This window comes from Bradyrhizobium sp. Pha-3 (assembly GCF_042258325.1).
Taxonomy (GTDB): domain Bacteria; phylum Pseudomonadota; class Alphaproteobacteria; order Rhizobiales; family Xanthobacteraceae; genus Bradyrhizobium; species Bradyrhizobium elkanii.
The window spans coordinates 2261640-2276621 of record NZ_CP170151.1 but is presented as its reverse complement, the minus strand read 5'-3'; the positions used below and the strand labels follow the sequence as shown (position 1 = coordinate 2276621).

At 60.9% G+C, this 14982-nt stretch carries 4 protein-coding genes; all 4 read left to right on the top strand.

What is annotated here, in order from left to right:
* The first annotated feature begins 206 nt into the window (after positions 1–206).
* Genes ACE10X_RS10740 through ACE10X_RS10725 form a run of 4 tightly spaced genes read left to right on the top strand, consistent with a single transcriptional unit; the run spans position 207 to position 14738 of the window.
* The gene (locus ACE10X_RS10740) at positions 207–602 is read left to right on the top strand and encodes a hypothetical protein (protein WP_264623350.1); all 396 of its coding nucleotides are present in this window, start codon (positions 207–209) and stop codon (positions 600–602) included.
* A complete protein-coding gene (locus tag ACE10X_RS10735) occupies positions 599–3994 on the top strand; it encodes a hypothetical protein (protein ID WP_304498948.1) in 3396 nt (1131 codons plus the stop codon). Before ACE10X_RS10740 ends, ACE10X_RS10735 begins: the two co-directional genes overlap by 4 nt.
* Positions 3991–13101, top strand: coding sequence for an RNaseH domain-containing protein (locus tag ACE10X_RS10730; RefSeq protein WP_304498947.1), 9111 nt, complete (start codon positions 3991–3993; stop codon positions 13099–13101). Before ACE10X_RS10735 ends, ACE10X_RS10730 begins: the two co-directional genes overlap by 4 nt.
* Positions 13098–14738: an AAA family ATPase gene (locus ACE10X_RS10725; RefSeq protein WP_304498946.1), complete on the top strand. Its 1641-nt coding sequence runs from the start codon at positions 13098–13100 to the stop codon at positions 14736–14738. Before ACE10X_RS10730 ends, ACE10X_RS10725 begins: the two co-directional genes overlap by 4 nt.
* Positions 14739–14982: the final 244 nt, after the last annotated feature.

Below are 14982 nucleotides of genomic sequence, written 5' to 3'. Positions count from 1 at the left end.
TCGATAGTGGGCTCGCGAAGATGGCCGACGTCTTCCGCGGATGGATGCGGCCGATTCCCCTCTCATCGCGGTTTCCGGATGGAAAGACCAGGACTTGCGCGGGATGCGGTTCACTTCTTTATCCGACGCGGGACACCCGGAGGTTTCCCGTCGGACGGTGCAGGATTCGCGCCTGCACGGAAGTCCGGCCGACGCCTCTCGAAGGCATGGTCATCGACGATCCGCAGGAATGGCGGGTCGCGGCAGGAGACATCCTCGCGAGTTGGGTCGGTCCCGGCCTGCCGGAGATCCGGCTGCATGACGAACTCAAGGGGAGCGGAATTCCTGTTCGGCTTTATCCGGGCCAGGACGCCGTTGACGTCGGCATCCCATATGAACTCGGGATCGACGTCAAATCCTATTCGTGTCCGGTCACGCTCGGTGAGCGGCTGACCCGCTCGATCGGTGGCTTGGCCCAGTTCGACCGCCGCATCGTTGCAGTTCCCGATGCGAAGGTCAGGCGTCACGCAGGATACCTTTCGGACCTTCGCACCCATTACCGGGGAGAGCAGGACGTCGAATTCCGTACGATCTCCGAGACGCTCAAGGCGCTTTCCGCATGAGGAAGCCGCCCGACGATTTCGATCACGCGCTTCGCGTCCAGTGGGTTTGCGCAGCGCTACATGCCTTTCTCGGGAAGCATGAACTGGCCGGGGCGCCCGCGCTGTTATCGGGGTACCGATCCGTCCTGAGGCATCCAGCGGTCGCTCGGATCGCGCAGGCCGCATTCCAATTGCGGCAAATGGGCGTGAGCCTCGTTTCGGACGCAGCGTTGCGCGACGCGATCACGGACTGGTCGAACTGGGAGGTCGAGAATCGCGGAAAGGGCGACTACGTCGAGCCGCCGTTCAAGATCGATCTCGACGCACGAATGTCGTTTCATCTGCGCGTGCGGACTGACGATCCGGGATACGTCGCGATGGTGAAGGCCCTGACGAGGCCTCTGCCCGACAAGTTGTGGAACATCCCCCAGGTCGACGTTTCGCGTCCTTTCCGGGTGCCGATGGACATCTCAGGACTCGGCGAACCCCTTGTCGTCGATGCCACCGACCTCGATGGTAAGCTTCCTGACACGCCGCGCCGTGATTTCGTGCGCGACCGCGACGGCGGGATCGCGATCTCGTTCGTCGAGATCGAGCGCATCGCCGAAGAACTGGATGACATCGATACGGCATCCCCAGAGCGAATTCCCGGGAATTTCCGGGCGCGCCTTCGCGACGACGCCGGGAATCCCATCTTCACGCTCCTTTCGCCGAAGGGCGGCTCGTTGTCCGCAACGGACCAGGTGGAACTGTCAGGCGTGAAGCACATGATCGGTCTTCCTGGAGCGGGAAAATCGACGCTGATCCTGCTCATGGTCGTCGCGCTGGCGCGGCGCGGATTGCGCATCGTCCTCCTGCTGCCATCGATCGAGGCGTCGCTCAACTATGTTGCCGAACTCGAGCGATACGGCATCGAACCGGCGCTCGTCGTCGGTCAGTCGGCGGACTCGCGCCAGCGACATGCCAGAAAGCTCGCCGAACGCATCGCTGCGGGAGACGATACTGGGGGTATGGGTCGGACCGCTCCAGGAGCAGAGCTTCTGTCGGTGAATTGCGCGCTCGCGGGTTTTCTCTCTGATCCCGATCCGCACGTTCAGTTTCCCCACATGAGACCGCCGTGCCGTGATCTGAGGCAACGACGCCTGAAGAAGGACGGCAGCGAAGCCCATGGCGACAGCAGCAAACTCTGCGCTCTCGCATCGGTTTGCGGCCGCCAAAAATCCGCCCGTGATCTTTCCGACCCCGATCACAACGTCTGGATCGGGCACGTGATTTCAACCGACGTGCAGACGTCCCCTCATTTCGCCAACGAACAGATTCGGTACTTCGAGGCCATCGCGCGTTCCGCCGATCTCGTGATCGTGGACGAGGCGGACGGGGCGCAGGCCGCACTCGACGGTCACGCGCTGGCGGAACTGGACCTCACCGGAAGCGCAGAATCTTACGAAGCCGCGCTGCTGCGTGACCTTATGGTTCCGGTGGCCACCGGACGAAACCAGGGTGGCAATTCGTCGGTGCAGAACTACGCCTATGCGAGCCAAGAATTCACCAAGCTCAACCGGGCCGTGGTCAGTCATTTGCTGGAGGATCGCCGCGGTCCGCAGCATCTCCACAAATTCCAGGACACATTCGTTACGGGCAACACCGTTCTGGCGGCGCTCTACGAACCGGAGAACGATGACGCGCAATCTCCCTTTGAGACCATCCGCCCGCTTTGGGACGGTCTCGTGCGGCGCGTCATGGCCGAGCGCGGCGGCTACAACGCGACCGCTGAGGATGACGATGAGAACGAAATCGTCGAGCTTGACGGAATAAACGTCGCAGCGATCGCGCGTTCGGCAGGAAAGCCGGAAGCCGACGTCGACCGCCTTCTTCACGAAATCATGTCGGGCATGAACCGATGGTTTGGGGCTACGGCCGTCCTCATGCGGGAAGAAGCGGCCGAACGGGTGAACAAGGCCTTCTTCCAGCTCTTTCCGCCCGTGGAGACGCTCGATCCCGAAACCGCGCGGGCGTATTTCGGGTTCCTGCTCGAGGTCACGGCCGTCGTATTCCAATTCCTAACTCTCATTCCGATGCAACAGGCGATGATCGCCGAAGGCGTGCACTCGCGTCGGATATTCGGGTCCGGGGTCTCGAACGATCTTGCCAAGTTCGTGCCGGAGGCGTTGGTCGGACGTCTATCGGGCATCAAGGTGTACTTCCAGCAGGGGTCTAAGGGCTGGACCCTTAAACTGAAATACGTGTCGTTCGCCTCTGCGCCCCGCCTTTTGCTTTACCGACTTGCGACGCTGCTCGAGGATGAAGGCGGTAAAGGCCCGGCCGTGCTGTTGGCGTCGGCAACGAGCTTTCTTCATGACAGTCCGAGTTACCACATTCCGGTCGGTCCGCATTTCGTCCTTCGCCGCGAAAACGAAATGGGCGCTTGGAACCGGAGCGAATACATCTTTTCGCCGGTGCCCGACCCGCTCGACCCGCGCAAGAACATCCGCCTGAGCGGTGCCTTCGAGGATCGTGATCGCGGCATCAAAGCCATCATTGATCATTACTTTTCCGGGGACACGCCGTTGGTGTCCCGTATGCGCGAGGATTTCGATCCGGGGCGCAGGGTCGCCCTGGTGGTCAATTCCTATGACCAGGTGCGGATGATCAAGGAGCATGTTCGCAAGAACCATGGTCCCTTCGCCCGTCGCCTCATCGGGGTCATGGACCAGGCTGAAGACATTCCCGGATCTGAACTCGGGGAATGGGTGACCGCATCCCAAGTCGAGGCGTTGGGGGCGCGGGACGATTGGGACGCCGTGGTCTTTCCGATGAGGGCTATCGGTCGAGGGGTGAACATCGTCTACCCCGACGGCCCGCGAAAACGCGACGCGGTCATCGGAACCGTCGTCTTCCTGATGCGCCCTCACCCGTCGATCGACAGCCTCGGATTTACCGCGGGCCTTGCCGGGCGCAATGCGCTGGATTTCGACATGGCGACCATCGACCGACAGGGCGGGATAGATGACGTCATCGGGGCGTGGCGCGCAAGCAGAAGCAATTCGCTCGACCTCATGAGGCGATTGCTGCGCTACCCCGTTCAGGTCGGAAGACTTGGAAAGTTTCTGATCAATCCATTTACCGCGGACATCATGGTGGATGTTCTGCAGACCATCGGCCGAGCCATGCGCAACGGCTGCCGGACGCGGGTGATCTTCGTTGATGAAGCCTGGGCTCCGATGTCGGCGAAGGGTAAGCCGGACAATCGTTACAGCAGCATGCTCGTGTGCATGCGGGATGTCCTGCGGAAATGCTTTGACGATGCCGACCCGGTTCGAAGAGAAACTTACCGACTGCTTTACGAACCATTTTTGCAGCCGCTTTCTCGTTGCACCAACCTGATTTTCCCGACCGAAAAAACGAAGAAATGACGTCAGAAAATATCAACGACACTAACTGGCGCCGCCGACGCGTCAGACAGGAAACGTTCATTACAGGCCTTTCCTGGCGCGGCCACGAAGGCGACGAAGCCCGTTCGATCTCGCTGAAATGGACCAAGTCCGCAAGCGGGCTATTGTCGGGCGTGCTGCAGGACGGCATCGGAAGCGGGAAGGACAACGGAAAGAACCTGCCCTATGCATCCCTGCGCTCGGTCATCGAGGCCCGCGTTCCTGGGATTTCGGCGGTGCGGTCCGACCTCGGAAAACCGTGGACGGATGTTGAACCCCGGCCCTTCTTGCGGGCATTCGGTCAAAAGGAAGACGGCTCCGACGTCGTGCGCAGCGTGTCGGGTGCCGTTGCCCAATGGACCAGTGACGTCCTGTTCGGGTGGGCTGACAGGCTGGACATAGGTACCGAAAGGATCGATCGAATCCGCACACTCAGTCTTGAAGGGCGGATCGTCGAACCTTCGGAGGCAAACCTTCTGTCGATCCCTCCCGGAACGGTGAACGCACACGAGAACTTCGCGGATGTCCGGGACGCTGTGATTTCGCTCCTGATCGCTGCACTCGAGGGCCAGGAACTGTTCGAGGGTCTCGGCCCGGTGCACCGCGTGATCGCGTCCGGTATGAACGGCAATGCCGTCGAGTTCGAGACCTGGCCTGTCGCGGCCCGCAACGGCTCGTTCTCAATGACGTGCACGATCACCGTGGAGACGCTGCCGTGGTCGGTCGAACCCTACGTCATCGTCAACGCGGGAAAGCGCATCTGGATGGATCGTTTCCCGCGGCCGGGCGAGCTATTCGGAAGGAAGCGCGTCACGACCCGCATGATGGTGCGAGGCGACCGCAGGCTCTCGATCGCGTACGAGATGGGCCTCAAGGCCGGAATTCCGGACAGTGACGGCATCGAGGATCCGGCGTTGCTGGCGGCGGTCCTCCAGAACGGTGTCGATCTCGGGAGTGGCATCCCGGAGGTTGCGGGTCGCATGAGTGCGGACGGCAATGCATTCCTGGCAGTTCCCTACAGCACGAAGTTTGGGCGGACCAGAGTGCCGCGCGGCGCCACCGCGCAGGATCATGTAGATCTGGTCGCCCGGGTCGCGAGCCTGACGGAAAGGTTCGGCTTTTCGAGACTGCCGTTCGAGCCCGTTTCCGGTATCGGCGATCATGAGGAGTACCACAAGGCTCTTAAATCCGAGATGCTGCTGCATCATGCGGCACGCGATCTTCGGCTAAACGACATTTCCGACGACCGCGTCACCGCGCTTTTCGAGGAGGTGATCGGCGAGAAGCCCGGCAGGAAAATCAGGTCCGATGAGGTCATGGCGACGGGAAGTCTGATCGCGACGGTCAGGAGCGCCAACGACGAGCGGCTTTCCCGCATGTTCAGCGAGCGCGTAAAGGTCATTTTCATTTCGAGAACATCTGCGGAGGCCGATCTTTTCACAGCCGCGACCCGATCCATGTTCTCGACCGTCGATGTCGAGCGGTACAGCCTTCCTCCGAACGTCCACGGCGTTCTCGAAGCGGACAAGGACCGCAAGCGTTTCAAAGAGAAATTCGAGGACCGCGTCAGCGCGTGGAAAGCACTGGCCGAGACGATCGCCCGATCTCATCCGCGCGCACGGATCATCGTTCAGGTCGACAAGGAGTACGGAGAGGACGGCGCAATGCGGAAGCGCGAGGAGGACGCCGTCAACAAGCCTGCGGGACGCTATGCGTTGGCCCGGTACGCCGGCGCCAATGTCCAGTACCTGCTTCCGATGAAAACTGGAGAGGCATCCGCGTACCTGATCCGGCTTCAGGCTGCCCTCTATGATCTCTTGTTCGGACATTCCGGGATGGCCCCGGCGATCGGTCCCGCGATAAACCGTGCGTTCCCTGATGGCGGGATGCGTCCGGATTCGATCCTCGGCTTCTCGGTGATCCGAAAGACGAGGCAACGTCGTGGCGGGGTGTCTGTTGCCCTGATCACGGCATCGTTGCTGGACGCCGAAAGCGGAGCGGTGTGCGCGAAAATCGCGACCACGTCCGGGAATTCGGCGTGGATGGAATTCGGAGACGCCCTGGTTCATGCCGCCTCCCTCGGGGCGACCGGCATCGGCGACGGAAGCGCGAATGAAGCGACGCTCTTCCAGAGCTTCGTTTCCAGCGTTGTCAAGGAAGTGGTCTCTGATGGCCGCCGGCCGCTCGTCCTGTTCGACGCCACCAGCGCGCAGGGACTGTGGCCATGGCTCAGCAACAGGAAGTTAACCGGACTTCCCACCTTCGGTCGCGAACAGGTACCGGACAAGGCCGTTTGGGAGGACCTGTCCGTCGTCAGGGTGAGGACGAAATCCACGCCTCGGCTTCTCCGCCTCATGTATCAGGAAAACGCGTCCGTTAATGGGGAGGAGATCATCAGGGATTGCCACGCCAGCACGTCGAACGTGACCGTTCGCGTCGTAACGGGAGAAGATCGCGGCGACTACGTCACGGCGCGGAAATGGCAGCGGACGCAAAAGGTCGTTCGCGGCACGAGCGCGTATCGCTCGTTGCCGGGGTTCCGTCGTTCGGAAAAGGCGGACGACGGAACGACGCTGTACAGGCGGATCGTGCATACGCCGGAAACGAATGACGCGGTGGTTCCGGAGTCGGTCAGCATCACGGTCGTGCGCACGGCGGCCGGAGCACAGCCGGATTCCATCGCCGCGCTCGTTGCGTCGTTGTGGTCTGGATACGCCCATACCGCAATGGACACGACGTTGCCCGCTCCGCTGTCGTTTCGATCAAAGTTTGAAGACTACATGTCGCGGCACGGTCTCGAGGAGGACGAAGACGTCGAGGACGAGGCGACGACGGCTTCCGACGCCGCCGCGAGCGACGATGGGCCTCTTGCCCCGGAGGCTGTCGGCGACGTTCAGACTCCGGCGGCAAGACTGCCGACGTTCGGAGAAGTTCGCGACCAGTTTCGCGCAGGCAATTTCAATTCGGTACTTACGGTCGGCACAAAGGATTTCAGTTTCATGGATAACGTCAAGCTCGCATCAACCAGTGTTGGCTCGACTTCAATTATTGCACGGGCATCGACGGCCTCCCCGTCGGGGGACTTTCCGTTGGAAGCCGTCAGCCTGGTGAGCGATCTCCACGAACTCATCAAACCACGCTTGCGCGTCCCAAAAGTGACGACCCCCGAATGGTTCAGATCCCGCATGAACATTACGCGGCGTGACTTGCGGGAGCTCCACGACACGCACGGCGATCTACTCAGGATGGTAACCGGCTTTCCATGGCCGGAAGAGCGCCCGAACCTTGATCAATTCTTTGAATTTCTGCCGGAAGCGGCTCGCTATCCGCTGTTCTTCCGGTGCTTCTTCAAGACGATGCGCCTGATCCGGGACGATTACCTGATCAAGCCGGTCATGCAGCAGTATTGGGCCGAAAAAGCGCGTTTCAAGAACGTCCCGGAAGTCGAAAATGCCGAGTCCGGCCCGGACGCGCTGGTCGAGATGGTGGTCGCGGGCGCGTCGCATGATCTGGCGACCGCAATCGTTATCCTGGACTGGTCCGCCAGCATGGCGTTCGGAACGAGTGGACAGCGCCTCGCATCTTTGGTCCCCGAGATTTCAGACTACCTGCACGATTTGATGGAATGCGATCCAGCCGGATACGAGGCGCGCATTGGCGAACTGAGCGGCGAGAAGCGTGAGAGAGGGCAAAACCCGAAACTCCGGCTGGCGAGCGAAACTATTGAAACGGAGCCTGAGATCCAGCGGTCTCAAGAAGCCGGGATCGAGCCTCCGCTTCCGACCGCTTCCATCGACGACCTCGTGATCCGGTGGGAGAATGACCTTCTCGATCTCATTGATACGGCCAGGAAAGCCCTGAATGTCGGCCCCAACGCAGCGACGCAGCAGGAGATCGCGGCTATCGCGAGCCACTTGCGGGAACATATCGAGGAATTTGAGCGGCTCAAGCCAGACGGTGCCGCCAGCGAAGCCGTCATCTCCCGCCTGGCGAAGATCGCAAAAGCGTTTTCCGACGTTTCCGAGGGGTACATCAGGGACGTCTCCACGAGGCTGACGGAGATCGAGGCGATTTCCGCGTCAGCGCCGCAGCTCGCCTCGGAGGAAAGCCTGCGGGAAGCGGACGCGTTGGCCGAACGGGCTGACGCCGAGCTCGTCAGGGCGCAAGAGGCCCGTAAAGACGCGGATGAGCTTCAGCAGAAGAAGCTTCCCATGTTCGAGCTGGTCACCCTCGGCCAGGAGGCGATGAACAGGCTCGAGACCATCGTGAATTCCGGTCTGGAGAACGTTTCGAAGGCCATCAGCGCCATCAAGATGCCAACTTCCGTCACCCGCATCTCTCCCGCAAGTCCCTCAACGGTAGAGGTGGATCCTGTCGCCGCAGGAAGCGCTGATCCTGGCGCCGCGCCGCCCTCCCCGGCCGTCGAACGAACGACAGGAGTGCAAGGGAGTGGCTCCCGCCCTCCGGTCGAAATCACCATCGACGAGGATGACTTTGTCGAAATCGACGAAAAGCGGAAAATCGAGCCCGTTCACGAGGCGCTGGCTCCGGCCCTAAACGATGCCAACGAAGAGCCGGACCACCTTCTTGAGGACATCGAGAAGAAGGCGGACGAACTCTTCATTCGCGGCGAATTTGGTCTCGGTTATCACCTCGTCAACGCTGCGAGTACCGTTCTCGGTGATGCTTCGGCCCTCCCCTACAGTGCCGAGGAAATGCGCCTCTACGCGCTTGGAGCAAGAATCCCGGGCGTCTCCCGCATTGCGCCCGACGGCTATCACCAGGCGATCGAGGCCTGTGTGGCGATTGCTGCCAACCTCGGCATCGACGAGAGAGCCGATGCGCGGCGGATCTTGTTGATGGCCTCCGTTCTTCCCACCGCCCTGCTTCAGGTAACCGAGGCCGGTAATGCGTTCAATATCATAGACGCCATAAAGACGCACGAAAGGTGCTCGAGCTTCTTCTATCTCGTAGGTCTCGTGAAGGAGAACCGCAGCCTCGGATCTCCAGTGACGGCAGCAAGCCTGCGCGCAGCTTCCAGCGCCAACGCCGACAAATCGATTGCCAACGAACGGCGCAACGCGGTCCTGGATCAGATCAAGTCAATCAGGAATGCACAGTTCAGGTTCGTCCTCGGACAGAAGGTCCTGCGATCCATCACCGCAAAGAGCGGAATCGTCAGTGTGATGGAGAGCGCGGTCAACCAGCACGAGATCAACGCCGTCCGGGAATTCTCCAGGAAATATTCTGACCGTAACGAGGTCACGAACCTGCTGGACAGCGAGGTCCGGCGCATGGGAGCCGTGCAGACTATCGACGGCGGGGCGCGCGAGCGCCTGGTCGCCTACATCATCGACCTCGCCGCCGGCTGCGGAGCTTTCGCAGAAGCGGCGGGACCGGCCAACGAGATTCCGGTTGTCGGCAAGCGGTTGGATCAGGTACGCGATCTGGCGGACAACATGAAGGTCGGCATCCAGAACTTCGAGGTTGCGACGGCTGCGCCGACGGGAAGTGCGTTGCTTGATGCGGCCTACGCCCATGCACGCAGCGTGTTCAAAAGCCTCGCGGCGGTGATCCGCGGCGAAGCGATGCCGGAAGTCGATCGCAAGATCGTCAATCTCGAACTGCACGCACCCCTTCTGTGGCTTCCAGGCATGGCGTGGAGCGGAGCCTGGACGCCAAGTCCAAAGGATGCTGTCCGGTTGATCTCGGCGATCCGTGAATTCGACGGTCCCCGCGTCTCGGGCAACCTCGCCGAGGCCGCCGAAGCCGCCATTGAAGCGAGGCGGAGTGAGGATGCGTTCGTTCCGGCCAAGATGCTCCTGACCTTCGCGCCTCATTTCGGAATCGATGCGGTTCGCGAGGAACACCTCCGCGCGGTGATTGAGACCAACGAGGTCACCCGAAAGGCGCAGGTCAAGGCCCGGCACGCCGATGTCTCGAGGCTGATTGCCAAGGTGCGCCGCATGGCGCTCGGCGGGCTGGAGGAATCGACCCGTCTCAATGACGACCTCGACGAGATCAAGGTGGACGTTCCCTCACAAGACATTCCCGATTTCATGCCAGAGGAAATCGACGGGTTCCGCGTTCTCGATGTCAATGCCGCGTTGTCGCGCCTGAACGATGTCGAAGGCTCCGCGCGCCGTCTTCTGGACGACGCGAAGGCTGCGCTGGCTTCGGAGATTGACCGTCTGGGCGAGACGTCGCGGATCACGGGCGAAGAGAAGATCCGGCTTCTCAAGCTTCTCGATAGTGACGATCTCGCCACCGTCACCGACTGGATCCAGACTTTCAACTCCGGCGAGAGGCGTCCGACGCTGACCGGAAAGGTGATGAACGAGCCGTTGGACCAGTTCAACCATGTACTGAAAGAGACTTCCCAGATCGATCTTTCCGAGGCCAAACGTTGCATCGAAGGCAACGCGGCCTACGGCTTGTTCGATTTCTCCCGGCTTGACGAGGCGCGGCGCCAGGAGGCCGCCAAGACGCTCGAGGACTGGATTGAGTTCAAGAGGAGGATGAAGAACTCGCAGGTCATGCTTTCGCAGGGTATGTCGCACATTGCGGTTTTGCTGACCTCCATCGCCTACGGGACGGAATTCGTCGACGTGAATGGGGATCGCAGCAACGTGGGCAGACAAATCTTCGTGGTTGACGCGCAGATGAACCTGCCGTCGGCCCCTACGTCCTTGATGCTTCCGGAGTTCGGCAGCCTCACGAAGGGTGGCTGGCGGGTCGCGGCCGTCGGTCCCACGACGACGTCCGCCGAAATCATGGCGCTGGCGGAAGGAGCCGAACCGCGCGGGACCCTGGTGCTGATGTTCGGCTTGATGTCGGCCGACAAACGCAAGCAGCTGAAGCGCGACTGTGTAAAGAACAGGCGCAAGGTGCTCGTGATTGACGAGGCTCTTCTGCTGGATTATCTGGCGACGCCGGATGCCACGCCGTTGCGGATGTTCGAGATCGCGCAGGCCTACACAACCGCGACACCATACCAGGACTACGTTCGCTCGCCGGTCCCGAACGAAATGTTCAAGGGGCGCGCACGGGAAAAAGCCAAGATTCTGGAATCGTACGGTTCCTATATCGTCTATGGCGGGCGACGGCTCGGCAAGACCGCTCTTTTGCGCCACATATCAAGAAATGCCCCGGAACACGCGCTGTTCAAGTTCCTCGATCTGAACAGTTTCCCGCTCGACCTCTTCTGGCAATATTCTTCGGGAGCGTTGAAGGAAGTGTTCGCCAAACCGGTCAGCGCTCCCGAGGACTTCGTCGCCGGAGTGAAGGAATATCTGCAGGCCGACAATCGCCGCAGGATTCTGCTGTTGCTCGACGAAGCGGACAACTTCATCAAGCACGAGGCGTCGCGGGACTATCGCAATGTCGTGAAGCTCCTGAACCTGATGGCGGAGACCGATCATCGCTTCAAGTTTGTGCTAGCCGGGTTGCACAACGTTTCCCGCATCATCAAGTCGGAAAACTCGCCGCTGGCGCAAATCTCCAACGATCCGATCCGGATCGGGCCCTTGCTGCAGGAGGACGTCGGAGACGCGGAAATCCTGATGCGCGGCCCGATGTCTGCTCTCGGCTTCGAGTTCGAGAACCGCGAGGACGTCTGGCGCATTCTCAGTTTCACCAATTATTACCCGGTTCTCATCCAGGTGTTCTGCAGAGGTCTGTTGGATATTCTCGAGGACCAGATCCGTGATGGCCGGGAAGTCAAGGTGATCGACGGCGCCATGGTCGACGACGCGCTGAGAAACCCGCAGATCAGGAAGGTGCTCTACGACGCGTTCGACAAGACGATCACGGGCATCGAGCAACGTTACGGACTTCTGACTTACATCATCGCCTACGACGCCTACTTCTCGTCCGGACAGGGCCTGGAGGCGGACGGTTTGAGCGCGATCGAGGTCACCGAGAGTGCGATCCGGTACTGGCCGCAGGCATTCCCGAAGGGAAGCGATCCGTCGGAAATCGAATACCTTCTGGACGAGATGGAAGGGTTCGGGATTCTCCGGCGCACTACGTCGAAAAAGTGGACGTTGCGCTCCCGCATGCTTCTCGACCTTCTTGTTTCGAGCGAGGAGGATTTGACCGAACGCCTTCTGAGCTTTGGCGGCAAGAAGATCGAGCAGCAGTTCGATCCGAAGAACGCTCGCCGGACCATCGAGGTCATGTCGAGGGGGAAACAGTCCGCCAGCAAGACGTCGCCTTTGACCGACGGTCAGTTGTCGCAAATTTTCGCACCAGGACAGGATGATGCGAAAGTCATGGTGATCTTTGGATCGGCTGCGTCTGGCATCGGCGACGTGGTGTCCGCGATCGAGGCGTCCGGAACGTACCCTGGTGGCGAGCAGCGGAGCGCCACGCTCGACATTCGTGGCTGGAGCGACCGCGACGGCTTCGTCTCTGATATTCGGCGGAATCCTGTCGCGAAGAAGCGGATTGTCGTCGTTCCGCCGCAAACCGCGTGGCGGCACGACTGGGTGACGGCGGTTTCGCGCCTACCCAGCGTTCTGCGTCAGGACGTCAGGCCGATTTTCGTCGGCGCGCCGAGCCATGCCGAAGCATGGGTCGAGGCCTTCCGGAAGAGTCCGTCGCTCTCCCGTATCAAGGTCGAAACCCTGCGACCTTGGGCGCGCTCGTTCCTGGCCACACGGCTCGACGCGCTGCACCTGATCGGCTCGATCGAAGACGTTCTCCGCGGAACGGAAGGCTGGAGCGAGCCAACGCAGGCTGTTCTTGCCAACCTTCAACGCGGCATGAGGGTCAATGTCGCCATGGACCATGCGCTGGCCGCGGCGGTCAAGGACGGTGCAGAGGCGATCGGGATCGGTGAACGGCTTGCCCCTGCGTTCGTCACGCTGGCGCAATGGTGCGGCGAAACCGGTATCAAGGCATCCTACGGTAAGGACGCTCTCGTCGTGGAAGGAAAACCCGACGGGATCGATCCCGACTATATCGTCAGGTTCGCCGCGACCATCGGCGTGGCGTCGCTGAGCAACCCGTCAGCTCCGGCCGACCAGCAGATCATCGTGATGGATGACTTCGTCCGCCGTGTCCTTCTTTCGGGAGAGAGCAAGTGACGCCGCAGGATTGGTGGACCCTTCCAGGGCCGAACGGCTTCACGACGGCTCTTGCCAGGGACTTGATCACTAAAGGCGTCGCCGCCGCGAAATGTCCGCGGCCACTGCCGGAGGGATTGCACGATGCGATCCGTAAGAAGCTTGCCGACGAATACGTCGTCGAGACGGTGGTCTTTGACGCTTCGAACCTGAAGGCGACGCAATCGCCCCTGCACGAGATGGCGACGTTGCGCCGGGTTTCAGGAGCCTCGATCGGCACCGTGGCGGACTTCCTCGAAAATCCCGATCTGGCAGACGTGGCGTTCATCGTCGAGGGCATTTCCGCGGACCATATCCAGACGTGGAGCTATTTGCTGCGTGCCGTCATGTCCGAGCGGGCCGAGAGTCCTCCGGCTGCTGGTCCCTACCTCCTTCTGCTTCTGCCGACCGGATGGAAGGCGGACGCTGAGAAGCGGCTTCTCGGCCAGATAGGCAGCAGGTTCTGGCGCGGATATATGTCGTCAGTGGACTCGTTCGGATGGATCGCAGCCAACGGCATACGGGTCGGATCGGGCATCGACGAGCGGCTGGCGTTGGCGACCTCGATCGAGGTCGCCGCATGGTCGCCGAGTCTTCTCGATCAGATGACGAGGTTCAATCTGGACGATCAGATATCGCCGACGGGATCGCTCGAACTCCTCTCCGCGCGGAGGGCATGGCCCTATCCATGCTGGGAAAACGGCCTCGTGGACGCGTGGGACGACATCCCCACTCCTCATGCTCTCGCCGCTGTCGCTCACGGGCTCTGGAGCGACATCGAACGCCGGATTTGGGTCGCTCAATCCAAGGTCCTGCTGCCGATGATCGACAGCGCCCGCAGGGGCATCATCCGCGCCTACCTCGACGAACTGTCGAAGCACGCGAGCCCATCCTCTCCCTACACCAAGAAGGTGTATGACCGAACGATAAAGATCACCGATCCGTGGAGCTTTGAGTGGTTCGAGATGATCACGCTCCTTGACGGCGCGGTGCCCCTTTCACACCTCCGGATCATGAAGGACCTCAAGTGGGTTCGCGACTCGCTGTCTCACGGCAAGACAATTGACAAGGACAACATCAAGAACCTGTGCGAGGTGTGGGAGGAGCACGTCCTCGATCTAATGGCGGCCCCCGTGAACGGCTGGGACTGGCCACGAACGGGTCAGACCTTGCGTATGACGGTTGGGCCGTCCGGAGCCGGGAAGAGCGCATGGGCTAACCGGCAGGCGGCAAGGGTTGTCTCGTCGGACAGTATTCGTGAAGAGATATTTGGCACCAACGATACTCCGCGCAATCAAGGCCATGTATTCCGAATGGCGCGTCAGAGGATGGCGATGGTGCTCAAGTCAGGCGAGGATGTCATCCTCGACGCTACAAATATCAAGACGACGGACCGCAAACGCATCGCAACGAGCGTTCCGCCTGATTGCAGCATTGAGTACGTGGTCATTGACCGTCCTCTCTCGGAAAAAATGAAGACACGCGGGGAACGTGCCGCAGGCCTGATCGAAGAGCATCACCAGACTTTCGGTGCGTCGATCACGGAATGCCTCGATGGTGATGGATTGCCCAATGTGCGGTTGATTGATCTTCGCGAAAATAGCGCGGGCAACCAATGAAGCCTTGGGCGTACCGGGGCTTCTTGCTCCCATCGCCGTCCAACCTTGCCCCCCGTGCAGCGCTTCAATCTGGAATGGGTTGAGACGCAGTTACAGCACCTGTTGCGGCAGGAGCAGACGAATCATCACTATTCCGAACAACAGGTCGCGGCCGCCAAAGCTAAGCTTGGCGGGCGCATATGCGCAAAGGGCGCAGACGATAACCTGGAGCGACAGGATGACAGCACAGACGGATCAAACGCCA

Bases quoted from the DNA above. Each gene is read 5' to 3' on its own strand.
- ACE10X_RS10740 (WP_264623350.1), top strand. From the start codon at position 207: ATGGTCATCGACGATCCGCAGGAATGGCGGGTCGCGGCAGGAGACATC.
- ACE10X_RS10730 (WP_304498947.1), top strand. From the start codon at position 3,991: ATGACGTCAGAAAATATCAACGACACTAACTGGCGCCGCCGACGCGTC.
- ACE10X_RS10735 (WP_304498948.1), top strand. From the start codon at position 599: ATGAGGAAGCCGCCCGACGATTTCGATCACGCGCTTCGCGTCCAGTGG.